The 23,167-nt window shown below is 55.5% G+C and carries 19 protein-coding genes and 1 pseudogene; 10 read left to right on the top strand and 10 right to left on the bottom strand.

The genetic code is table 11. From position 1 onward, the window contains the following. Positions 1–190 precede the first annotated feature (190 nt). A pseudogene (locus ABEA08_RS10815) lies at positions 191–1,266 on the top strand (DUF885 domain-containing protein); the annotation flags it as partial. A 52-nt stretch (positions 1,267–1,318) separates the two neighbouring features. Here ABEA08_RS10815 and ABEA08_RS10810 read toward each other — a convergent pair. The 4 genes from ABEA08_RS10810 to ABEA08_RS10795 all read right to left on the bottom strand — a co-directional run bounded on the left by ABEA08_RS10810 (position 1,319) and on the right by ABEA08_RS10795 (position 4,944). Continuing rightward, on the bottom strand, positions 1,319–1,642 hold the full coding sequence (locus ABEA08_RS10810) for a replication protein RepA (RefSeq protein WP_345335313.1): 324 nt from the start codon (positions 1,640–1,642) through the stop codon (positions 1,319–1,321). Beyond that, on the bottom strand, positions 1,602–2,345 hold the full coding sequence (locus ABEA08_RS10805; protein WP_345335312.1) for an AAA family ATPase: 744 nt from the start codon (positions 2,343–2,345) through the stop codon (positions 1,602–1,604). Before ABEA08_RS10805 ends, ABEA08_RS10810 begins: the two co-directional genes overlap by 41 nt. Before the next feature lie 241 nt (positions 2,346–2,586). Next, a complete protein-coding gene (locus ABEA08_RS10800) occupies positions 2,587–4,566 on the bottom strand; it encodes a bifunctional 2',3'-cyclic-nucleotide 2'-phosphodiesterase/3'-nucleotidase (protein ID WP_345335311.1) in 1,980 nt (659 codons plus the stop codon). A 63-nt stretch (positions 4,567–4,629) separates the two neighbouring features. Beyond that, complete coding sequence (locus ABEA08_RS10795; protein WP_345335310.1) at positions 4,630–4,944, bottom strand: HU family DNA-binding protein; 315 nt, start codon at positions 4,942–4,944, stop codon at positions 4,630–4,632. Between the two features lie 612 nt (positions 4,945–5,556). Here ABEA08_RS10795 and ABEA08_RS10790 point away from each other — a divergent pair. Together ABEA08_RS10790 and ABEA08_RS10785 are read left to right on the top strand one after the other, a co-directional pair. Further along, the gene (locus tag ABEA08_RS10790) at positions 5,557–7,437 is read left to right on the top strand and encodes a methyl-accepting chemotaxis protein (RefSeq protein WP_345335309.1); all 1,881 of its coding nucleotides are present in this window, start codon (positions 5,557–5,559) and stop codon (positions 7,435–7,437) included. Positions 7,438–7,922: 485 nt separating this feature from the next. Continuing rightward, entirely contained in the window at positions 7,923–8,396 is a 474-nt protein-coding gene (locus ABEA08_RS10785) for a hotdog fold domain-containing protein (protein WP_345335308.1), read from the top strand. A gap of 517 nt (positions 8,397–8,913) precedes the next feature. On the opposite strand, the gene ABEA08_RS10780 is transcribed toward ABEA08_RS10785, so the two are convergent. Further along, a complete protein-coding gene (locus ABEA08_RS10780; RefSeq protein ID WP_345335307.1) occupies positions 8,914–9,819 on the bottom strand; it encodes a LysR substrate-binding domain-containing protein in 906 nt (301 codons plus the stop codon). Between the two features lie 256 nt (positions 9,820–10,075). On the opposite strand from ABEA08_RS10780, the gene focA reads away from it, so the two are divergent. Next, positions 10,076–11,509, top strand: a complete 1,434-nt coding sequence (gene focA / locus ABEA08_RS10775) for a formate transporter FocA (protein WP_345335306.1) — start codon at positions 10,076–10,078, stop codon at positions 11,507–11,509. Between the two features lie 110 nt (positions 11,510–11,619). Here the strand turns inward: focA and ABEA08_RS10770 are convergent, their stop codons facing one another. Together ABEA08_RS10770 and ABEA08_RS10765 are read right to left on the bottom strand one after the other, a co-directional pair. Beyond that, entirely contained in the window at positions 11,620–12,768 is a 1,149-nt protein-coding gene (locus ABEA08_RS10770; RefSeq protein ID WP_345335304.1) for an iron-containing alcohol dehydrogenase, read from the bottom strand. A gap of 225 nt (positions 12,769–12,993) precedes the next feature. After that, complete coding sequence (locus tag ABEA08_RS10765; protein ID WP_345335303.1) at positions 12,994–13,482, bottom strand: Mpo1 family 2-hydroxy fatty acid dioxygenase; 489 nt, start codon at positions 13,480–13,482, stop codon at positions 12,994–12,996. 97 nt (positions 13,483–13,579) lie between these two features. Here ABEA08_RS10765 and ABEA08_RS10760 point away from each other — a divergent pair, with 97 nt between their 5' ends. Next, a complete protein-coding gene (locus ABEA08_RS10760) occupies positions 13,580–14,485 on the top strand; it encodes a LysR family transcriptional regulator (protein ID WP_345335301.1) in 906 nt (301 codons plus the stop codon). Positions 14,486–14,607: 122 nt separating this feature from the next. After that, positions 14,608–15,633, top strand: a complete 1,026-nt coding sequence (locus tag ABEA08_RS10755) for a phosphoribosyltransferase family protein (RefSeq protein WP_345335300.1) — start codon at positions 14,608–14,610, stop codon at positions 15,631–15,633. Positions 15,634–15,800: 167 nt separating this feature from the next. Here the strand turns inward: ABEA08_RS10755 and ABEA08_RS10750 are convergent, their stop codons facing one another. Together ABEA08_RS10750 and ABEA08_RS10745 are read right to left on the bottom strand one after the other, a co-directional pair. Continuing rightward, positions 15,801–16,631, bottom strand: coding sequence for a porin family protein (locus ABEA08_RS10750; protein WP_345335299.1), 831 nt, complete (start codon positions 16,629–16,631; stop codon positions 15,801–15,803). A gap of 368 nt (positions 16,632–16,999) precedes the next feature. Continuing rightward, on the bottom strand, positions 17,000–17,365 hold the full coding sequence (locus tag ABEA08_RS10745; protein WP_345335298.1) for a hypothetical protein: 366 nt from the start codon (positions 17,363–17,365) through the stop codon (positions 17,000–17,002). Between the two features lie 364 nt (positions 17,366–17,729). On the opposite strand from ABEA08_RS10745, the gene ABEA08_RS10740 reads away from it, so the two are divergent. The 4 genes from ABEA08_RS10740 to ABEA08_RS10725 all read left to right on the top strand — a co-directional run bounded on the left by ABEA08_RS10740 (position 17,730) and on the right by ABEA08_RS10725 (position 21,172). Continuing rightward, positions 17,730–18,578, top strand: coding sequence for an enoyl-CoA hydratase/isomerase family protein (locus tag ABEA08_RS10740; RefSeq protein WP_345335297.1), 849 nt, complete (start codon positions 17,730–17,732; stop codon positions 18,576–18,578). A 77-nt stretch (positions 18,579–18,655) separates the two neighbouring features. After that, positions 18,656–19,063: a nuclear transport factor 2 family protein gene (locus tag ABEA08_RS10735; protein ID WP_345335296.1), complete on the top strand. Its 408-nt coding sequence runs from the start codon at positions 18,656–18,658 to the stop codon at positions 19,061–19,063. 144 nt (positions 19,064–19,207) lie between these two features. Further along, complete coding sequence (locus tag ABEA08_RS10730) at positions 19,208–20,035, top strand: SDR family NAD(P)-dependent oxidoreductase (protein WP_345335295.1); 828 nt, start codon at positions 19,208–19,210, stop codon at positions 20,033–20,035. Positions 20,036–20,296: 261 nt separating this feature from the next. Further along, on the top strand, positions 20,297–21,172 hold the full coding sequence (locus ABEA08_RS10725; protein ID WP_345335294.1) for a B12-binding domain-containing radical SAM protein: 876 nt from the start codon (positions 20,297–20,299) through the stop codon (positions 21,170–21,172). Positions 21,173–21,554: 382 nt separating this feature from the next. Here ABEA08_RS10725 and ABEA08_RS10720 read toward each other — a convergent pair whose 3' ends face one another. Continuing rightward, positions 21,555–22,205 carry a DsbA family oxidoreductase gene (locus tag ABEA08_RS10720; protein ID WP_345335293.1) on the bottom strand — a complete coding sequence of 217 codons (651 nt, stop codon included), beginning with the start codon at positions 22,203–22,205 and terminating at the stop codon, positions 21,555–21,557. Positions 22,206–23,167 lie beyond the last annotated feature (962 nt).

Raw genomic sequence — 23,167 nt, 5'->3', positions numbered from 1 at the left:
CTATGACCACATTGTCGACCAGGTTGCAGATGCTTGGAACAGCTTTCGAAAAGATGCAGAACAAGTGCGGCATCTTTGCAGCAGGGAATGGGCCAGACTGACCAAATAGATAATGGAATTGGTATTATTTGGAGGCGCGCCAAGCTATCCTCAGCTATGTCGCCTTTTTTTTGAGGGAACCATGGCGACCTTGCCAGAGCAGGGCGGACGGTCATTCCGGTTGGGTGAGGCCCTGTACGAGCAGAAGTTTGCCTTGGATATTCAGGTGGCAAGCAGCGCGGCACAACTCTATCAGAAGGCTCTGCAGGATAAGGCGCAGGCGCAGCGGCAGATGATCAGCAACACGGCGCAACTGTGGCCGAAATATCTGCCGACCACGCCGGTACCGGAAGACTCAATGCACGCGGTGCGGCTGATGGTGGATCACCTGTCGCAGTCTCATGTGGCACCGGAGCAGTTTGTGGCTGAGGTACGGCGGCAGATCCCGGCGCTGGCGCAGTTTGTCGAGCAGCAGGATCTGCTCACGCTGGATCCGGACAAGCCCTTGGTGGTGCGCGAGACACCGGCCACATGCGGGGGATCGCCGGTGCCTCGATCTCGGCTCCCGGACCGTTTGAACCGCAGGCCAATACTTACTATAACGTGACGCCCTTGGACGGGCTGACCCCAGAGCAAGCCGAGAGCTATCTGCAGGAATACAATCAGTGGATGCTGCAGATCCTCAATATCCATGAGGCGATCCCGGGTCATTACAGTCAGCTGTTGTACGCCAACCAGTCTCCCAGCTTGGTCAGATCCATACTCGCCAACGGCGCGATGATCGAGGGCTGGGCGGTGTATGCCGAGCGGATGATGTTGGAGCAAGGCTATGGCGATTATGAGCCGGAGCTTTGGCTCATGTACTGGAAATGGAACCTGCGGGTGATCGCCAATACCCTGCTGGATTACGGCGTGCACGTGCAGGGAATGAGTGAAGCCCAGGCGATGGCGTTGTTGACCGAGGAGGCGTTCCAGCAACAGCAAGAAGCCGCAGAAAAGTGGCGTCGGGTCACCCTAAGTCAGGTGCAGCTTACCTCCTACTATGCCGGTTTTCGCGAGATCTACGATCTGCGCCAGGCGATAAAGTCGTCCTTGGGCAGCCAGTTTGATCTCAAGGCGTTTCATCATCAGTTTCTCAGTTATGGCAGTGCGCCCGTCGGCCAGATCCGGCGTTTGATGATGGCCCCGGTGGCGGCGCAAGCTGCAGCCACGTCGAAGTCGCAATGAGGGGGCAAAAAAGGCAAGCGACGGCTTGCCACAAACGCAGCTCCCCTAAGCCTCACCGGACTCGGTGTCGTTTAAGCAGGTGCGCCTGCTCCGTCGCCGGGAGTTGGTCGAAATGGTGGACGAGGATCCGGATCAGGCGTGAGCGCGAATGGCCGCTGTGTGCGGCGGCCAGCGCCAACGCTCTACGGGTGGCCATGCTGATGGTGTAGCCCGCTTTGTGCAATCTTTCAGGCGGGCCGTCTGGCGTGCGTTGGCGCAGCGGCACGACCGGAGCCAAGCCGCGGGCATAGCGCTGGGCATCGTTGATAAATTCGTCCAGACTCCGTGCCGGTACGTTAGTGGCGGAAGCTGGCCGCTTGAGATCCGCTAAGGGCATGTTGTTCTCGCTCCAGTTGCGCCGCACTGTGGGCGTAGGTGATCTCGATCGCTCGATGATTTTCTTGTCGCAGCAGTTGGTTGTAGATCTGACGCAGCTCTCGTGCGGCTTTGCCCTCCGGCTCCAATTCCAGCACCGAACAGCCGGACTCCTCTGAGTCGTCGTAGATATTGCGCTGAAAGGTGATCCCCTCTAACACTCGCAGCCCCCACGATTGGCAAACCTCTTTGGCGTCGAGGATCCGACTGACCTGATTGGGCAGACTGGGGCATTGGGTTAAAACAAAGGCGGCGTCCAGTTTTGGATTGAACATCATGCCGTTGCTGAGCAGATCTTCCATATGGGGGACGGTTTGCAGATCGCGCCGTTTGGGGCGCAGCGGCAGCAGCGCGAAGTGGGTGACCGACAGCGCGGCGCGTAGGGCCACGGTATCTTGACCGCCACAGTCGATCACCACGGCTTCGTAGTGATTGTTGAGGCTCAACAGGTCGTCACGGATCTTACCGAACATCTGTACGCAGTGGATCTTGGTGAGTTCGGGCTGTTCGTTGCGTGCTTGGATCCAGCTGGCGCTGGTTCGCTGGGGATCGCAATCGACCAGCATGACTGAAAGCCGACAGTCGGTCGCGAGATAGACCGCCAGATTCTGTGCCAGGCAGCTTTTGCCGCTACCGCCTTTTTCGCCGCCCACCAGAATGATCATCCCTGTGCCTTCCGTCAGTCCGTGATACGTAAGTGATGTACTGTGCACTTTCATGCGTGAACCGAGTATAAGAACCCGGAGTGGGCATGGTGAGTTTATGTCAGATTAAAATGGCATTTATATATCGTAAGTCGTTATAACAAAAGGGGAAAGTCAAAAGGCTGACGCCGCCAATTAAGTGACGAGAATGTTTTAGCATAAAAAACCGCCGAATTGTCGGCGGTTTGTACAGGGTGTCGGCTTAGTCTGCGTTGAGACGGTAGAGGGCAAAGCCCGCTTTGGGGTGATCCGTCTGCTCGATCAGCTCGACAAAGTCGAATGCGTCGGTTTGCTCGGCCACCGCGCGCGCGTGGGCGTTGGGTGAGGAGGTGAACTGAACCGTCACGCTGTCGCTGGGCAGCAGCAGTGACCAGTTATCATCGGCCCGGGGATCCAGCTCGGCGCCGCTGTTGGCCAGCTCTTGCAGATAGGCTGAGAGGATATTGCGGGTCTCTTCCGGATCGTCCCAGATCAGCTGTTCGCTGCCGACACCGGGGAAGTTCCCCCCGCCATTACCTCGGTAGTTATTGGTTACCACCAAGAACGTCTGCGCGGGATCGATCGGTGCGCCGTCGTAGCTCAGTCCGACGATGCGCTCTGCGTCTGGGTTAACCAGGCTGCCATCGGTGTCGTAGCGGGCCGGCTGGGTGATGTCGATACGGTAGCTGACGCCATCGATCACATCGAAGTTGTAGCTGGGGAAGCCGGTGTTGATCAGGGTCTGTGGCGCCGAAGTGGCGACGTGGATGTGGTTGAATTGGCCCGCGGACATCTCCAGCCACTCTTTCACCGTCGCGCCATCGACTTGCATGACGTTGAGGGTGTTGGGGTAGACGTACAGATCGGAGATGCTGCGCAGCGCCAGATCGCCCTGCTCGATAAAGGTGTAGTCCAACACCCCATTGCGACCACCGCGAAACGGTGCACCGGCACTCAGCAGCGGCAGATCCGGCAGGTCGCCCTGCGCGATCAGCTTTTGCACGTGCCAGCTCTGCGCGTCGGTGACGATCTGAATGGAGGGATCGTCCTGCATCAGGGCAAAGAAGCTGTGGATCGGTGAGGCGATCTGCACCAGTGCCTGATCCAGCCAACGGTTGGTGTTTTGGTGATCCGCGGCAATGGCGTCGATGATCCCGTTGTCCTGCTCGCCTTTAGGATCGATGGCACGCAAGAAGGAGACGGTGTTATCGACCTGCCACTGGCCCTGTTGCTGGCTTAGGCTCAGATCGATCAGGCCGATATGGTTGCCCCAGACACCGGGCATGACGGTCGCCGTTCCCTGGATCAGGCCTTGCGCGTTATCGACGCCGTCGATCCCGTCGAAGTCGCCGGGGAATCTGCGGTGCGAGTGACCGAGCAGCAATGCGTCGACGCCGTCGACGCCCGCTAAATAGTAACCGGCGTTTTCCATCAGCGGATGGTACGCGTCGGTGCTGATCCCGGCGTGGGCGATAACCACGACGATGTCTGCCCCTTCGGCGCGCATTTGCGGCACATAGTGTTCGGCGGTCTCAACCATGTCCAAGGTTTCAACTCGGCCATAGAGGTGGCGTTTATCCCAGTTCATGATCTGTGGTGGGGTTAAACCCAACACACCGACGGTCAGAGAATGTGGCTGCCCGTGGTTATCGACTAGGTCTCGCTTCAGCAACAGATAAGGGTTAAATACGTGCGCCTGCCCATTCATCTTGCCGTAGGGGGCTTCATCCGGTGCCTGCTTATACAATACGTTGGCATTGATGTAGGGGAAGTCGGCGGTGGCCAAGGTGGAATGCAGGAAGTCGAGGCCGTAGTTGAACTCGTGGTTGCCCATATTACCGGCGTCGTAGCCCAATTGGTTCATGGCTTTGAATACCGGGTGGGCTTCCCGCTGCAGGTAGCCATCGGTCTGCTCTCGATGGAACACGTAATCGCCCATCGGGTTGCCTTGGATCAGATCGCCATTGTCGAACAACATGACGTTGGGGTGTTCGGCGCGGGCTTGATGGATCAACGGCGCAGAGTAGGACAAGCCGTACTGGTCGGTTGGGGCGTTACGGTAGTAATCGTAGCCCATCATATTCACGTGCAGATCTGTGGTCTGCACGATGCGTAGTTCGAGTTGAGTGGGGGCGTTTGGTTGGCTGCAGCCAACCAAGCTCACCGCGGACAATGCCAGCACTTTCAGTAACTTTGTGTTCATCAAGGTTTTGGTTACAAATGAACAGGATGAGCGAAGTATAACGAACTGTTGCCAGAACCCCAGTTAACCTTGGTTGACGGCGTGTTTCAGTGGTGTTGCTGGTTTGAAAGCGGCGACGGTTTTGAATGGGATCTCAATGGCCTCACCGGTTTGTGGGTGGCGTCCGGTACGCGGCAGATGATGACGAACTTCGAACACCCCTAAGCGGGGTAGGTAAACGGTCTCGCCTTCGTGCAGGGCTTGGCATATCACGCGTTGTAGGGTGTCGAGCACCGCTTTGCTGGTTGTTTGGGTTAAATCTGCTTGGGTGGCGATCAGTTTGATCAGCTCAGTGCGAGTCATATTCAGAACCGGGCAAAAGGGCGCAGTTATACCCATTTGTGCGTTGAAATGCGATGGTTGCCGATGTAGGTGCGCAATAATTGTTCGTGAGGGTCGTGTGACGGCAGAAAAAGTGAAAAAAATCGACACCATATCGATGGTGTCGATGTACAACCAAGAAGGTCAGATTGGGAAGGACAAGCTCAGCGCTCATTCTAGGGGCGTCAATCGGGCGGAAATGTGAGCAGTGACACAAACGTGCTTTCTCGCCACGAGAGCAAAAGTGATGTTCATCGACTTTTTGTGTTTTGAGGTTGATTGGGGCGGGTTTGCGATTGGGGGAGTGTGATCAATATGGGGTTTTTATTGTTAGACATTTTGCAACTCTGGCGGTTTATTTCCGAGGGTCATTTTATTTATTGGAGCCTGAGCGTGCGACGCACTTAAAATGGCTATGAGTGAATAGAAATTTATTTTCTATTGCATTTAAGAAGAGCGGGGTTTTGGTCGGGGGTGATGCTAGTTTCTATCCCAAATAAAAACATAATTATAAACCTTGTCAATGGTTTGGGTGCTAGATACAGTACGCACTCGTCGCAATGGTCTCTTCACGAAATAGGGTTAAAGCGGCGCTTGATAATAATAACTCGGCTCTTAAGGTTGATTTTGATGAATTCCAATAAGACTTCACTCAAGTTGAAGCTCTCTGGGGCGGCAGCACTGGCCATTGTTCTGTGTGGACTGGTGATCACCGTCGCTGGATATGCCTCATCGGTATCGCGAACCGACCGCGATATTGCTCAGCAACTCGATGGCGTGACCACCACTTATAACCATTATGTGAAGGACTGGCTGCGAGCGAAAGGATTGGCCTTGCAAGGGTTTCCCGTGCAACACGAGGCTGACGCGTTACCGATACATTTGAGCCAAGTGCGTGACTCCGGCGGCTTTGATAACGTATTTCTGGCCTATCCCGATGGCACGCAGAGCAATGCCAATGGGGTGGTCCTGCCACCGGACAATAACGACCCTCGAATTTGGGACTGGTACATCCATGCGCAGCAGCAGCGCGGTGAGGTGGTGGTCGAAAACCCGACCGTTGCAGCGGCCACCGGTGCGACGGTGGTGTCTATGGGGATCACCGTTCCGGTTGAACAGGGCCTAGCGGTCCTGGGGGCCGATGTCGAGATCGCCGATCTGATCGCGCAACTTAACCGTGTGGTGCTGCCGGGTTTGGGGTCATTATTCATCGTCAATGAGCAAAACCGGATCTTTGCCCACAGTGATAATCGCCTATTGAACCAAACGGTGAACGCACAGACGGTTGGGATCACCCCCGCGGAGTTGGGCCGATTGGGCAACAGCCAGATCAGCGTCAATGGCGTCAGCCAATATCTGTATACCCAGCCGATCGATGGAACCCGATTTACCACTGTAGTCTTGGTCGAGCGCGATTCAGTGCTCGCGCCGATCCGTGCATCCATGGGTAAGACGGTTGCGCTGGCTCTATTGGTCGTCGCGATCTGTGCGGCGCTGTTCGGTGTGATGTGCCAGTACCTGTTCCGTCCTCTGTCCTATGTGTCAGATGCTCTGGCGGAGATCGCGGCCGGTGGCGGTGATCTGACCCAGCGGATCCAGATCGACAGTAAAGATGAGATCGGCACCTTAGCCGATAGTTTCAATGCCTTTGTCGGCACCTTGCAGCAGTTGATCGGCCATATGCAGCTGCAGGCCCGTACCCTGGGCGAGTTAGCCGAATCCGGTGAGCTCGAGGCCAATCGTTCGGCGGAGCAATTGGTGGAACAGCAAAATGAGACCCGGCAGGTGGCGACGGCGATCCGGCAGATGGCCATCGCGACGGAAGAGATCGCCAGCCACGCCGAAGGTACCAGCAATGAGGTTGAACGCGCCCTGGCTCAAAGCCAACAGGGCGGGGCGATGGTTGAGTTGAGCCGGGAGTCGATCGAGGGCCTGTCCAGCGAGGTGACTCAAGCGACAACGGTGATCAATGAGCTGGATAAGCATGCGCAGGCGATCGACAGTATCCTGTCCAATATTCAGGGGATCGCTGAGCAAACCAACCTGTTGGCGCTGAACGCGGCCATTGAGGCGGCGCGGGCCGGCGAGTCGGGGCGCGGCTTCTCCGTGGTGGCGGATGAGGTTCGGGTGCTGTCCCAGCGGACTCAGGACTCGGCATCGGAGATCCAGCAGATGATCACCACCTTGCAGCAGTCGACGCAGCAGGCGGTGCAGATCATGCGTGGCAGTTCGGAATTGGCCGGACGCGCGGTTGATAACTCCCGTGAGGCCGCAACCTCATTGGCCGATATTCGTAACTCGACCCAGCAGATCACCGAGATGGTGACCCAGATAGCCACCGCAGTGCAGGAGCAGACGGCCGTGGCCTCAGAGGTCACCGCGAATACCGTCAGTATCAAGTCCATTGCCGATGGCTTGGTTCAGGACAGCGAAGAAGCTCGGACTCGTGCTCAGGCGCTGCGCAAGGAGTCGCGAGAGCTGGGTGATAAGATCGGTGAGTTCTCGGTCTAAGTTTCCGCTTCCTCCCCATCAAAACGCAGCCACGTCGGCTGCGTTTTTTTATGGGTGTGTGCCAAGTCGCTTTGGCAGCTCAGCGATGAAGTGTGCCGTTGGTGCGGGTTGAGTGTGCCGAGGCTGCGCCAGAACCAGTTTGCGACACGGAGTGGGTATAGCTTTCCCTCTGCTCAGTAAAGAGCCGGGTGGCTGATGGAGCGCGGCCATAGCAGAGATCGGATCTCGGGCGCAGCGCAGGGCAGCGTTAAGGAACGGTCGCTGTGGAGCGCCCCAGATGGAGCGCCGCCATGGGGCTTGCTGGTGCCAATACGACTGGGAGTACGCCATCCATGCAGTCATATTTTGTGGCTCCCTATCGGGACAGCGCCCTTGGCATAACGGCAGTTCGAGCACAGATGGTATGGGAGGTGTGACTTTGCTCGAGTTTCAGGCTAGCTTGTAGCTTAACTAGTCCGACCAGTTGTGAATTTCAAGGAAAGAAGATGAGCAAGAATTACGTGTTGTCCCAATACAAGATGGCTAAGAAGCTTCCCTTTGGCGATCGCCTGTTTGCGCGAGCCATTGCGGCCAAAGCGCCCTATTTTAAGACCGTCGGTGCCCGCGTGGTGTATCTCGAGCCGCATCATTGTGAATGCGTGATCAAGAAACGCCGGGCCGTAGAGAACCACATTGGAACGGTGCACGTTATTGCCATATGCAACGGTCTGGAGTTGGCGATGGGGGTGATGGCAGAGGCGTCTATCCCTCGGCATTTACGTTGGATCCCAAAGGGCATGTCGGTGGATTACACCGGCAAGGCCGGCAGTGATATCCGGTGCGTCGCCCAGATCGCGGCGGAGGATTGGAAGGTGGGGGATCTGCAGGTGCCGGTCACGGCGTATGATCAGGCTGGTAAACCTGTGGTTCAGGGCCACATCAAGCTGTGGATCAGTGAAAAGCCCGCTAAGACAACCTGATAGCGCCTATCACTGAATTCGATGGTGCTTTCAACTCAATAGCTTGCTTTGAAACCATTTCTGGCTGAAACCTTCACCTCTGGCCGGGCGAGAGGTGTGATCTGACGCAGGTCGTAAAAGCTGTTGTCATTGGGGGGATGTGGCGGTGGCTGTGGGTTTGTTAGGCGGTATTGAGGGGATTTGGCTTGTGCCTTAGCCGCCACGAGCTGGGTTAGTCCATTACAGCGGCGGTGACAGGCAATGACCGATCTGCGGTTATTCTAGCAAGCGAACGGCTTCGAACCGACAAGATAGTTGGTATCAGTGAAATTGATGGTTGCTGGCGTGATTGGCGCTGCCGGTTCGCTAGCGGGGTGCCTGTTTTGCGCTTTTGAGGCCGTGTCGACGTGCTGGCGGCAACCTCAATCGGTCACCTGGTCTCAAAGTGAACAGTAGTGCCCCCAAATGGATGGATTTGTCGCCGCAAGGTTCGGGGGGCTTAACGATTGCTTTGTCTAGGGGGGTATATCGATCCGGCTTATCGATTCAGGTTACGCACCCGTTCGAGTCGGCGGCCCTCGGTCAGCAAGCAGTTGCGAATGGGGTTATCGCTGCTTTCCCGCCGCCAGATAAATGACAACCGCCTTGCCATGTTCAACTCTGGGGTATTGAGTACCACTAGCTCTTCGCGCTCTACGGCGCGAGCAATATCCAATGCCGGCAAGCAACTTAAGTAGGGCCCTTGCTTGACCAGGGTCTTCAAAATGCTGATCTGCTCATACTCGTGGCGGACATTCAGATTATCAATGTGGGGGTGGATCGCGGCGTCGAAGATGGCCCGGGTGCCGGCCCCTTGCTCGCGCAATACCCATTGCGCCTGTTCTAATTGGCCCATGCTGATGGTGTCGATCTGAGCATAAGGGTGTTGTGGGCCAGCCACGATCACCAGGTGATCGGTACACCAGGTTTGCTGGCATAAGCGGCTATCATCACAGCGGCCCTCGATCACGCCCAGTTGGTAGGTGTGATCCAGCACCCCGTCGATCACATGCTCTGTGTTCTCTACCTCGACCTTTAAACGGACCTCTGGGAAGTCTTTATCAATTTTACTGATGAGATCGGGCACTAGGTGATGAGCTGCCGTTTGACTGGCACCCAAGGCGATCTCGCCGCTGATCAGATGCTGACCGGCGAACCCTAACTCGATCTGCTGTGCGTCACTGAGTAACCCCTTCGCTTTGGGCCGTAGCCAGTGACCCCAGTGGGTCAGCACCATACGCTTGCCAACCCTTTCAAACAGTGGTTTTCCCAGCATTTTCTCGAGTTGAGAAAGGGACATGCTGGTGGCTGACTGAGTCAAAGATAGGTACTCCGCTGCGGCGCTGACACTGCCTTGGTTGGCAATGGAATCAAACACCGCAAGTTGCTTTAGGGTATAGCGCATTAGGCTTTCTCGGTTGGGCTCAGGGAACGATAGGCCTTAGTGTTTCATATCCACAGCAGCTTGTCTGAGGCTCCATTCACATGCTGATGATAGAACCATCAATTTTGCTGATGGGTGTGTCGCAAATTATCAATTTTTAATTTGGTTGTGAGGGCGCTAATCTGCAGTGGCTTGGCGCTGTGCCGGGCTAGATAGATAGGAGATTTCGAATGATTAGACAATTGATTCAGGAGGTTACAGCTAACGGAGGTGATGCGTGCTGAAAGCTGTGCCATCCGCCAAACCGCAAGATCCGCTTTATCAGCAAGCGGTGAAGACCGGCCATAGCAAGTTAGCAAAGAGTGCGTCTCAGCGCTTTGCTCTGTCGGTCATGGCCGGGGTGTTTATTGGCTTGGCATTTACCTTCTACATCACGGCTCTGACCGGTGCAGATAATGTGCCGTGGGGGATCAGTCGTCTGCTTGGCGGTCTGGTGTTCAGTCTGGGGTTGATCTTAGTGGTGATCTGCGGTGCTGAGCTGTTTACCAGCACGGTACTGACGGTGATCCCTTGGGCCAAACGTCAGATCAGCGGAACTCGGATGCTTAAGCATTGGGGACTGGTGTTCGCCGGCAACTGCGTAGGAGCGTTGCTTCTAGTGGCTCTGCTTTGGGTTGCGAAGCAACATCTGGCTGCGGGGGGTGATTGGGGGATCAAGCTGATGAGCGTGGCGCAGTACAAGCTTAAGCATGATTTTTCCCAGGCGGTGGCATTGGGGGCACTTTGTAACCTGTTGGTTTGTCTGGGGATCTGGATGAGCTACAGCGCTAAGGAGCCAGCCAGTAAAGCGCTGTTGTTGATCCTCCCTGTGGCGATGTTTGTCAGTGCAGGCTTTGAGCATAGCATTGCCAACCTGTTTTTGGTGCCGATGGCCATTGCCATCCATAGCTTGGCCGACGCCAGCTTTTGGGCAGCAACAGGCATGCAACCCGATCTGTTTGCCAGCCTGACAACGCGCAACTTTGTATTACACAACTTAATTCCCGTCACCATTGGCAACATTATTGGCGGTGCACTGTTTGTCGGTTTGGGTCAGTGGTGGATCCACGGCCAGACAGCAGAAAAAAATACTCACAAATTCTTAAAGGGCAAAATGACCATGACTAAACACACTGAAAAAATGAACGTAGCTGAGCTGATCAACACCCAGCCTATGATGGTGCCAGCTGAGGCGCTGATCAGCGATGTTGCTTTGCAACTGCTGACCGAAGGCGGCAGCGCGGCGCTGGTTATGGAAGCTGGCCAGGCCAAAGGCTTGGTGGATGAGCAGGATCTACTTCGTGGTTACTACCTTGCAGAAGAGCAGGAACGGGTCAATGTTACCGTGGCAGACGTGATGCAGCCAATTTGCTTTCAGGCGAAAGCCAATGAAAGTGTGGCGTCCCTGGCACTGCGACTGGCGGTGGATGAAGATCAGATGCACCCAGTCAGCAGCTCAGGTTTCCTGCTGCGTCACAGCGAACTGGACCTGAACAGCCGTGCACAGCAGGCCACCCCTTCAGCCAATACCTTGACCTTGGTGTTGGATGGCGATCAGGTGATTGGTGTGGTTGAGAAGCGTCGTGTGTTGGCTGCCCTGGCTGGGATCACCGGCAGCAAGGCGGCGACCCAGAACGAAACCGTTGCTCCTGCAGAAATCGCGGTAGCCTAATTGACTAAGAGTCTACAGCGCATTGCAACGTTAGGTCGGTATAACCCTACTTAATGAGCGAAAAGCGCATATAAGGACGCGGTTTGTTTAAACCGCGTCCTTTTGTGCGTTTAGCCTTTGACGGAGCGCATCAGGATTGCTTCGCAGCGGCCAAGATCTATATCGCGGTGCTCACCCAGTGGCAGGATATCGTGATCGGCGATCGCCGGTAGCACCTGAGTCGCGACATCGTGCCGGTTGATGTCGTAGTCGCTGAGGGTGGTCATGACGCCGACCGAGCGGAATAGGACTTCGATCGCCTGAATGGTTTGCTCTGCCAGTTGAGGCCCTTTTAGATCAAACACATTGCGGCCCATCTGCTCGAGCTTTCGTGTCTTGCCCGGCTGCTGCTCCCTGAGCAGTGCCGGCAGCACCACGGCCAGGGTTTGGGCGTGATCCATGTTAAACAGGGCGGTCAGTTCATGTCCTATCGCATGGGTAGCCCAATCCTGGGGCACGCCAGCGCCGATCAGGCCGTTGAGCGCCTGGTTGGCGTTCCACATCATATTTTCCTGCCACTGGGCGCTGTGACGCTGATCGTAGTGGCTCGCTAACAGGCAAAGATTTCGCAGGATCACCTCGGCAAAGCCGTCTTGAACCGAGGCGCCGGTGGGGTAGGTCAGGTATTGCTCGCACACATGCACGAAGGCATCGACGATGCCGTTGCTGAGTTGGCGATCTGGCAATGTGGCCATCACCGAAGGATCCATAATGGCAAACTTGGGATGAACGGCCGGCGCGTAGAACGAACGTTTCTCGTGGGTGGCGGTGCGGGTCACCACGGCTGCGGCGTTGGACTCGGAGCCGGTGGCGGGCAGAGTCAGCACCACGCCGATCGGCAGTGCTTGGCGCACCTTGTGTTTGCCGGACAGAATGTCCCAGCCATAACCCTCATATTGTGCTGCCGCGGCAATGTATTTGGTGCCGTCGATCACCGAGCCGCCGCCGACCGCCAAGAGATAGTCGATGCCTTGTGCTTTCACCAACTCGACCGCCTTATCCAAGGTCTCGACCGAGGGGTTGGGCTCGATCCCGGCAAACTCGGTCCATTGATGCCCAGTTAGGGCCTTGCTGATCTGTTGGTAGATCCCATTGCGCTTGATTGAGCCACCACCGTACAGCACCAATACCTTGGCGCTGGCTGGGATCTCACGGCTGATCTGTTGGCTTTGTCCTTGGCCAAAGTGGATCCGGGTGGGGTTGTGATAACTGAACTGCATTTGCTGACTCCGTGGCGTGCATCTGGGAAAGGGAGGCGGGTAAGCCAGCCTCTGCGTGTGATTATGCATGGGGCCGATCTCGCTCTTCTGTGATACGGATCACGCCCTGCTGAGGCAAAGTTAGCCGCTGGGCACGGATTTTTCTCGATAGGCTGATGGCGGGTTAGCGCTTGAGGAGGTTAGTACAGTGGGCGATCCGGCGAGATCACGCCGGATCGCGGCGCTTTAGGAGGCGAGTGACGAAGATGTCCGGCGATACTCGATGCCCAGCTTCTGGTAGAGGAAGCTGAGTAGCCAGACCGGGCCGATCAGCAAAAATTGCACGTCTTCAAAAAAACTGGGCTTGGCGCCCTCGATCTTGTGACCAAGAAATTGAAACACCCAGGCGATCACAAACAAGATCAGCGCTGTTTGCCACAAAGGGAGGGCGCTCGCGTTTTGGTGCCAGAGCAACAACGCCACCTGTAAGGCTGTGATCCCGATCATGCCCACAGCGAGTCTGGGCGACAAGTGCCAGTAAAACGCCAAGCTGATGATGATCAATACCCCAGCCAGATTGAGCAGCGGCAGGCCGGGCCAGGCAACTTCCCACAGCAGGGCTAATACCGTCCACATAATGGTCGGAACGGCAACCCAGTGGATCAGTTTATTGATGGGGTGTCGGTGACTGACGCTGTAGGCGTCAAGCCATTGCTGAATGGACTTGTGCATCATGAGAAGCTCCTTGCCAAGGACGCGATAAAGGTTGACTTAGATCACACCCTAAGTCAGCTTTACCTACGAATCCAATGACTATTTTTTGGCATTTTCTATGACGGGCATTCATAGCAAGGTGGATCTCAATCTGTTTCGGATCCTGTTGGCGGTGGCGCAGACCGGCTCCACCGGCGCGGCCGCCAAGCAGTTACATTTGACTCAGTCGGCGGTGTCTCATGCTTTGGGGCGACTGCGTCAGCAATTGGACGATCCTTTGTTGGTGCGGCAGGGACGGCATTTGGTGCTCACTCCCCACGGTCGAGATATCTTGCCCAAGGTACAGGCGTCGCTGGAGGTGTTGGCACAGTGTCACGCCCAACAAGGCGAGTTTGATCCCACCCGCTCCGATCTGGAATTTCATCTGGGGTTGCGCGATATCCTCGAGGCCATGCTACTGCCGGGCTTGATCCACACTCTAGAGCAGCAAGACTCGCCGCTGCGCTTCACCAGTACCCGGGTGCGGGGCACACAGATGGAGGAGCGGCTGCGCCGTGGGGCACTGGATCTGGCAGTGGATCTGGAGCGGCCGGTATCGGAGCAGATCGTCAGTGCGTCATTTCGGCAAGAGCCCTTAGCGTTACTTTGCGGCCAATTACACCCTGCCTATGACGCGGGTCACATGGACGTGCGGCAGTATCAGGCGTCGCATCATGTGTTGGTGACTTTGGAGCCGACAGAGCGTAGCTACGTGGAGCAGCGCATGACGGGGCTGCAAGGTAAGCGCCATATCCGCTTGCACTGCGAAACCTACTTTGCCGCCGCGCAGGTGGCCGCACGCTCTGCATTGGTATTGACCATGCCCCGCTCCTATGGCCAGCAATTGGCCGCTTTACTGCCATTAAAAGTGATGCCATTGCCCTTTGCCTGTCAGCCTTTGTCCGTGCGTTTATACTGGCGCCGAGCCAATTCCGAGGAGCCATCCATCATCTGGTTACGGCAGCAGATCGCAGCGTTATCGTAAGTACGTTGTCGCGGATTGGCGGGTGATTCGATGGATAAGACCGTTGATTTGAAGCCAGATATCCGTCAAAAACGGTCAGTCTTTACTATATTGGGTCGAAATAGTCTCAATTATAAAAGCCAATGAAATATCGATCTTACGCCGATTTAAGTTCTGACATTAAGGATAACATCGACCAGCTCAATGGGCAGGGGTTCGACTTGGTGGTTGGGATCCCGCGCAGCGGCATGGTGCCTGCTTATATGGTGTCATTGATGCTCAATATCAGCTGTGTGGATTTCGCTACCTTTGTTCGTAATGGCAACATCAGTAAAGGGATCACGCGGCAGACTGGCTGCAAGTTACATCGACCCTTTGATGCTCGGCATATACTGCTGATGGATGACAGTATTCAGTCGGGCAAGTCGTTGGCAGCGGTCCTGCAGCAGCTTCCCGAGTCTTATCCTGGCACTGTAACGACGGCAGTGGTGTACTCGTCTCGAACGGTTCGAGATGATGTTGATATCGTGCTGAAATTTTTACCCCCGCCCCGAGTCTTTGAGTGGAATATCTTTCATCATAATGTGGTGAACAATGCCTGCTTCGATATCGATGGAGTGCTTTGTTTCGATCCGGAAGAGGTGGACAATGACGATGGCGAGCGCTACTTGAACTTTGTCACCAACGCTCGTCCAAAGCACCTACCAACTGGACGAGTCAAGGTCGTGGTTACCAATCGTTTAGAGAAATATCGTTTTGAGACTGAACAGTGGTTGGCACGTCACGGTGTCAAGTATGAGCAACTGTTGATGCTGGATCTGCCTGATAAAGCGGCTCGGCGCGCGCAATCAGATTATTTCTCACACAAAGTGGCGGCGTATGCCAACAGCGGTTGTGATCTGTTCTATGAAAGCGATTATAAACAAGCGGTGATGATCGCGAATCGGACCTCTCGCTTTGTCTATTGCGTTGATTTAAATCAAATGATTGCCCCGAATACGCTGAGTATTGTGGGTAATAATAAATTCTTAAAGACCAGAATTAGGGCTTTGTTGGCCAATGTGCCTCCATTGCGTTGGATCTACCTTAAAGGCCAGTTTCTACACAAGAAAGTTCGAGTTTCTCCAGCGAACGACGAGCAGGCAGCCACGCAGGAGGTGAAGCGCTAGAACATGGTGCTAAAGGGGCAGCCAAGGCGTTCTCCCGTGCAAAAGAGGGCTTGGTCCTAGGTTAAGCAATCTCGGGGTTTGTAAGGCGGGGTGTTAGGAGCACAGGTGCAAGGGGAGGAGCGCGACGCCAATAGCGAGATGGTGCTTTTGATTGACGTCGCGTGAAGTTAGAACGCCAGTTCTATGCCTGCGAACATGCCGTCGATGTCGAACGACAGGCTGTCCATGTACGTACCGCCGCCACCACGAAGATCGCGGAAGTCGGTGTTAAATTGGCGGTAGCCAAGGCTTGCAGTAAAACGAGCCCCGGTGTGGGACTTGGAATAGAGCGAGAAACGGACACCCGCGCTGATGTCGGTGACTTCATTGTCACCACCGGAGCCATGGCCTTCAGCATACAGTTGCAAGGTGGTGTGAGGGATCCTGAGGTACATCGCAGCGTAGGGGGACCAGAGTTTTTGGTAGATGTTGCCAGAGAAATTGGGTCCTTTACCGTTGGCTTTGCCCGCATAGCTGGTGTTGGCAACACCGAGGTCAAAGCGGATGTGATCGGTACGCAGCAGGTGGTAATAGAGCTTTAGTGTGGTGTAGCCGTTGGCCAGAAAGAGCTCTGAGGGTTGGTTCTCTGCTGAGTTTTGTCCCTTGTAATCGAATTCGAGGTAGTGCGCTCGGATGCTTGGCAGTAGGAAGATATCGTGCTCGTATCCCGCGTAGATCTCGAACAGTCCCGACACGTTTTGTGACGCGTGCGGCGTATCGTTAGCACTGAGTTGGGCATCGTCGTCATTGACCCCTTGAACACCCAAGATGAATTGGTTGCCCGGTCGGTAGCGAGCTTCGCGTTGTGCTTTCGCTTGCGCTTGTTGCTGTTCGCGCTCTTGTTGCTCGGCGATCGCTTTCTTCTGCTCCGGCAGCAGTATGTAGCTGTCGTCAAACTCCGCCAAGGCGCTCGAGGAAAAGGCGAGCAGAGCCGAAAAGTAAACCAGTTTGTTTTTCATTCTGTATCCATCGCTTAGATTTTTCGCAGGCAGACTACGACAATTTGGTCGTTTGGCTTAGCTGTAAGTGGCTTATTTTTAGAGAAATAAGCAAGTTTGTGAGCCTGATCTAGCGGTCTTTGAATGCAGTCATGAGCCGAATTCGAGGTAGATTTAGGCTCGTGATTGTCGGAACGACGCAAACGCACTCAGCGCGCATACCCTCTGCGTGCTTGCTTTCGGCGGTTTTAAGGCGAAGGCGAGGGGTCGTCCTGGTTGACGGAAGTCAGTTCGAGGTGTGCGAGCGGGCCGTTGGCTTAAGCGCCGAGTGAACTCTAATACCACTGAAATGCGGCTTGGCCTAAAGGAGACAAAGGAAAGCACTGAGCCTAAAAGGCGACGCGCCAAACGTTGAGGAGACGTAAGGATAACCAGAGTGTTGTCATGCTCAGTGCCAGAAACAGCCAGGAGGCGATGTGGTAGAGCAGGCGGATTAAGCGGATCTTAAGCCGTTTAATCAGGCGGACATCACCAGTGGGAGTCGGGGGCACGTAGGGAAAACTGGACAGCAGACTCAGAGACAGCAGTGACCAAAGGAGCAACATCACGCTTGGGATCAGGTAGATGTCTTTGCTGGCGTCCGCTTCAAACAGCACCACGTAGCCAAACACCAGACTGCTTACCAGTGCCATCCCGGTACAAATCGGCTTAAGCCGGATGAGGCGCAATGAAAGCGTGCGGATACGATCGATCACAAATGTTTTTCCTGAGGAATAAGGGGCTCGGACAGTCAGCGACCGGTCGGAGGTGGTGCGTTCGAATGACGCATTATGTCCGGATCGGTTAATTCAACTCAACTTTACTTTTACTGATCGGGTAACCGATTGAGGTGCGCCTGGGGGGCCGTTTTTGAGTTTACGGCCGGTGTTATTGAGATCTGCTGTGCTTGAGCAGTCCCATGCTGAGGAGACGCTGTTAAATGTGTTCACTCCTGTCATTATCAACGCAATCGATAAACTGTTTACGCCAACGAGGTCATTATCATTGAGGGGAAGTCGGTCTAGGCTGAGTGTCGCTGGCCAGCACCCTTTTCACACCGATGAAATGCAGGAGCGCGACATGGTTTACGAAGGCTATACCACGTTTAAAGCAAGTAACGTTGATGGGGTGCTGACCGTCACCTTTGATTTCCCGCCCGTTAACGTTCAGGGGCCGGAGATGCTGGCGGATCTGAATTCCTTGGCGCTGCGCCTAGAGCGCGACCGGGGGGTGAAGGTTGTGGTGTTTCAGTCGGCCCATCCGGAGATCTGGGTGTGTCACTACGATACTAATCTGCTGAAAGATATGTCGATGGATGCCGTGTCTCGCGATGAGGCCAAGTTGCTTGATCTGCAGGCGGTGCTGGAGCGGATCAGCCGTTTACCGCAGGCAACCATTGCCAAGCTGGAGGGCTTTGCCCGTGGTGGCGGCCATGAGTTTGCGCTGGCCTGCGATATGCGTTTCGCCGCTCGCGGCAAGTACAAGTTTATGCAGATGGAAGTGGCGATGGGCATTCTACCTTGTGGGGGCGGCGCGTCGCGGATGGCCCGTCAGACTGGCCTAGGTCGTGCGCTTGAGATCGTACTTAGTGCCCGTGATTTTGGTGCGGATGAGGCCGAGGCCTACGGCACCATAAATAAGGCCTTGGAGCCGGACGAGATAGGGCCTTATGTGGATGCGCTGGCCAAACGCATCGCCCAGTTCCCTGCCGAGTCCATCAACGCCTGTAAGCAGACGGTGTATGAGTCCATCGATAAGCCGATTGAGCAGGCTCTTCAAGCCGAAGCTTATTGGCTCTATCAGGCGACCAGTAAGACACCGGCCATCAAGCGCTTTGCTTGGGCGGATGAACAGGGCGCACAATTTGATATCGAGAATCAGCGCAACTGGGAGCAGTTGGTGATCAACATTCAGGACATCAATGACTGAGAACACTCACTGTTTTGGATTGAATTCGTACCCATTGCCGTCAGCGTAGACGGCAATGGGACTCAGGAGACCACGTGATGGACATTGAACACAATAAGCAGATCGTGACAGCGTTCTTTGCTCATTTTTCGGCGGCAGATCGACCGGCCGCGCTGGCGCTACTCGATGACAAGGCAACTTGGCAGGCGATGGGCACCGAGGGTGAGTTACCCATCCACGGAGTAATGGACAAAGCCGCGATCGGCGAGTTGATCGCCATGGTAGCGGCAACCTTTCCCGCCAAGATGGCGCTGACGCCCAAGGGCTTTACCGCCGAAGGGGACCGAGTTGCGCTGGAGATGGAGTCCTATGGCGTGAAGGCTAACGGCATGGTCTATAACAATCCCTACCACTTTTTGGTAACGCTGGCGGACGGCAAGATCACCGCGCTGCGCGAGTACATGGACACACTGCACGTCAAGCAGGTGTTTCTCGACGATCAATAAACCGAGCTGAGCGATCGGGCGTCGTTGCGATGAAAGGCGCGAAGGCACCGATCGGCTCACCATCAGCACAGCCCCGGCAGGCCGGGGAACCAATCCCGGTGTTCGGTCGAATGAACCCGACACCCCAATCAATGAGAGAAGCGTATGCAAGTCAATGGTGATCCCACCCCAAAAACAATTCTGCTGACCGGCGCTACCGACGGTATCGGCTTAGTGACTGCCCGCCAGTTGGTCGGCGCTGGGCACAAGCTACTGCTGCACGGCCGTAACCCGGAAAAGCTGGCCCGGGTGGCGTCAGAGCTGAACGGCTTGGCTGGCGCACAGCCGGTCGAATGCTATGAGGCAGATCTGTCACAAATGACGGCGGTGGAGGCGTTGGCCAAGGTGGTTTCCCAGCGCCACGCGCATCTGAATGTGGTGATCAACAACGCTGGGGTGTTCAGCACGCCTCACACGACAACGGCGGAGGGGCTGGATGTGCGCTTTGCGGTCAATGCCCTGGCGCCCTACCTGCTGACGCTGCGTTTGATGCCTTTATTGGGTGAGTGCAGCCGGGTAGTGAACCTCTCTTCGGCGGCCCAGGCGCCGGTGGAGCTCGAAGCGCTCAAGGGCAACAAAGCCTTGAGCGCCAGTGCGGCGTATGCGCAAAGTAAGCTGGCAATGACCATGTGGACCCGTTCCGTTGCGCTCGGTGTTGGCGATAGCGGCCCCATATTGGTGGCGGTCAATCCGGCGTCCATGCTGGGCAGCAAGATGGTCAAGGATGCTTATGGCGTGGCGGGCGGTGATCTGAGTATCGGAGCTGATATTCTGTGTCGTGCGGCCCTGTCGGAGGAATTTGAGAATGCGTCCGGCAAGTACTTTGATAACGACAGCGGCCAATTTCGGCCGCCGCATCCCGACGGCCTCAATGATGCTAAGTGTCTGGCGCTGATCGACACCCTGGATGCGATGCTGGCCCAGTTGACCTAACTTCGCGTGAACTGAAAACGCCCGATGGCAGTGATGCCGTTGGGCGTTTTGCCATCAGCGATAGAGCAAAATGCGCTGCCACGATTATCAATATTTTCTAAAAACAGATCCGTTTTAAACCGCAATTATCAACGCCTCGAACCACTGATAACCTTGCCGCCTTCAGTACAGCAGGTGTGTCTTGCTGTCCGTTTTGCTATCGCCGTACGCTTCGTTGTCATTGAACAGGAGGGGCTGGCGACTCAACTAGGAGAGCGTGTTATGCGTTTTGAAGGCAAAGTGTATCGTCCCTGGATCGAAGCCAACAGTGTGCTGATCCAAACCACCCTCGGTTGCAGCATCAATACCTGCACTTTTTGCAATATGTTTCGCGACAAGAAGTTTCAGATCCGCGAGTTGGACGACATCCTCAAAGACATCGAGGACAGCCGTCGTCACTACCGGCATGTCGAGTCCATCTTTCTGGTGGACGGCAACGTGATGGCGGTGCGCACCGAGTTTCTGCTGACCATTCTCAATAAGATCACCCAGATCTTTCCGGAGATCGAAAACATCTCCTTGTACGCCGGATTTAACGATCTGCGCCGCAAATCGGTAGCGGATCTCAAGGCCCTGAAAGCGGCCGGTTTGACCATGGTCTACACCGGGCTGGAATCCGGCGATCCCCTGGTGCTGGAGCACATCCAAAAGGGCATGACGGCGGATCACGCTCGTGAGGGGATGGCTCGGGCTAAGGCGGCGGGGATCCGAGTCCTGGCTTCCTTCATCTTTGGCTTAGGGGGCAAAGAACGCTCCCGTGCCCATATTGAGGCCACCACGGCTTTGGTGAATGAATTGGAGCCCGAGGCCATCGCGCCCATGGTGCTGGCGCTCCAGCCGGGTACCGAGCTGGAGCAGGAGGTGGCACGGGGTGAATTTACTCTGGCGACGCCACTGCAGGTGCTCGAAGAGGAGAAATATCTGCTGGAGAACTTAGGCGAGTTTGACTGTTACTACTGGGGCGATCACGGCAACAATATCGCGCCGATGCGCGGCAGCCTGCAGCAGTGGCGTGGGCAGTTTTTGCGCCGTATCGAGCATGAGATCGCCACCAACCCCATCACTAAGGAGAACATTATCCAGACCTTTGCCTGGTAGCCTTGCCAGGGAGGGGGCCGCGTTGTTTGATGCCAAGAGCGTAACGCGACCGGCATCGGGACAACGCAAGGGCGCAGAACATCCGTTGGCTGATGGCTCTTTCTTCGCGGCGGCTGTTGCGGAGCCTTTGACCCGTGCCGGGCGCTTGGTGCAGTGACGAGTGCGTCGCTGGCGAGTGCGTCTGGTGCAGTCGACGCGCCCTGTGAGTGAGAGGTAGCCTGAGTAAACGACGGTGTCACGCCCTCCGTCTGCGCCAGCGGCATCATACTGGCGACGTTGTCATGGGGTACCATCAATGGGCGGCAGTCCAGATTGAGTACTGAACTCAGTCAGTGCCTAACAGGCAAGGCGCGCGATTGCGCCGATACGGTCTGAACGAGTATTACTCGGCCGGTTTTGCGGCGATCTCCCGCAGTGCCTGCTCAAATGCAGCCACCGGCTGACCGCCGGTGATACCGTATTTGTCGTTCACAATGAAGGTTGGCACCGAGGTCACACCCAGATTGCGATAGTGTGCCTGCTGCGCCCGCACATGCTCTGCATACAAACCGGACTCCAACACCTCACTGGCCACCTGCCTGTCCAATCCGACAGAGCCAGCCAGATCAATCAACTGACCTTCATCACTGGGATCGCCTCCCTCGACGAAATACAGTGCAAACAGCGCCTCCTTCAGCTCGGTCTGTTTGCCCATCTCTGCGGCCCAGTGCAACAAACGGTGTGCGTCGAAGGTATTGTATTTCTTCATGCCATCGAAAAAGCGGATCGGCAGGCCCAACGCCTGGGCCCGTTGCTCAATATTGGCTTGATTCTGCTTGAGCTGATCCAAAGTGAAGCCGTACTTATTGAGCAAGTGCTCGGCCAGATCCTCCCCTTCGCGAGCCATCTGCGGGGCTAGCTCAAAGGGTTGCCAGTGCAGGTGGGCATTCACCTCGCCCTCAAGGTTCTCCAGCGCCTGCTTCAGCGCCCGGTAGCCAATCGCGCACCAAGGGCACATCACATCCGAAACAATATCGATCTTCAAGGTTTTCATAGGCACTCCCGCCAGCACTGCGTATTTCATAGACGTGGGGCCAGTTGGTAGAGAAAACAAGTCAGTGAAATGACATCGAATGAGTTTCGTGGGAAAGGAGGCGCCCAGACATCGTTTAGCCGTATGGCAGGTTCCGCGCTGAAGTTGCAGCTGTCGAGAGCCGGGTGTCAGCGTACGCCCCGAGGCGGATGTCGAGAGTAGGGCGAAATTAGCCGCGAAGCGAGCGTGATCGGCCATGAGGTGGGGCATTGAAATGCGGTCCGTCTTTCCCTTGAGGTTGCTTGGCAGCATCTTTTCAGCATCATGCGCTGAACAGCGCGCTAATATTGCCGTACCCTAGCAATGATGGCCATAACCGAATGGCAAATCGAGTTGCTGTTCAAAGAATGGAAAAGCTTTAACAATCTGAAGCGATTTGTCACCCGCCTGGAACACATGGTGAGAGGCTTGATCGAGGCCAGTTTGCTGAGCCTGCTGGTCAAACGTTTCATGGGCCGCGTAGCGCAATAATGGCTAAAAATGCGGTTATCCATGTTGAAAATCGCTAAGTCCACTCAAGGCTGATTCGAGCCGGTGATGAAATCGTTGGCGTTCAAATCATTAAGTCAGCTATGGGCTGATCTGAGTTGTGCAATTGATTTTATCGCGACAAACTGCCACCGGGACCAGCAGTCAAAAGTCAAGCAGGGCACCGTCTGGAGGCAGTTTGGGAGCACCTGAATGTTTAAGGTTCAGACTATGAATTTTCCCAAACTTGCAAATTTCCGCTTCTCCACAAAAAACCATCCCACGATAAAACATCAGCTAGATCCTTACATAATGGGTGCTGCCTGTACCTAAATAACTGTTCCGAAATGTAGATCACTGAGTTCTCAGATTTGGAGGGAACTCGGCTTCCAAAGTGCGATCTGATCAATCGCCAAACCAACCAGGCCGACAAGGAAGCCGAGCCCAATGATGCT

Source organism: Ferrimonas pelagia, from assembly GCF_039543565.1.
GTDB classification, from domain to species: Bacteria; Pseudomonadota; Gammaproteobacteria; order Enterobacterales; family Shewanellaceae; genus Ferrimonas; species Ferrimonas pelagia.
The sequence above is the reverse complement of the archived record's forward strand: the minus strand, read 5'-3'. Positions and strand labels throughout refer to the sequence as shown.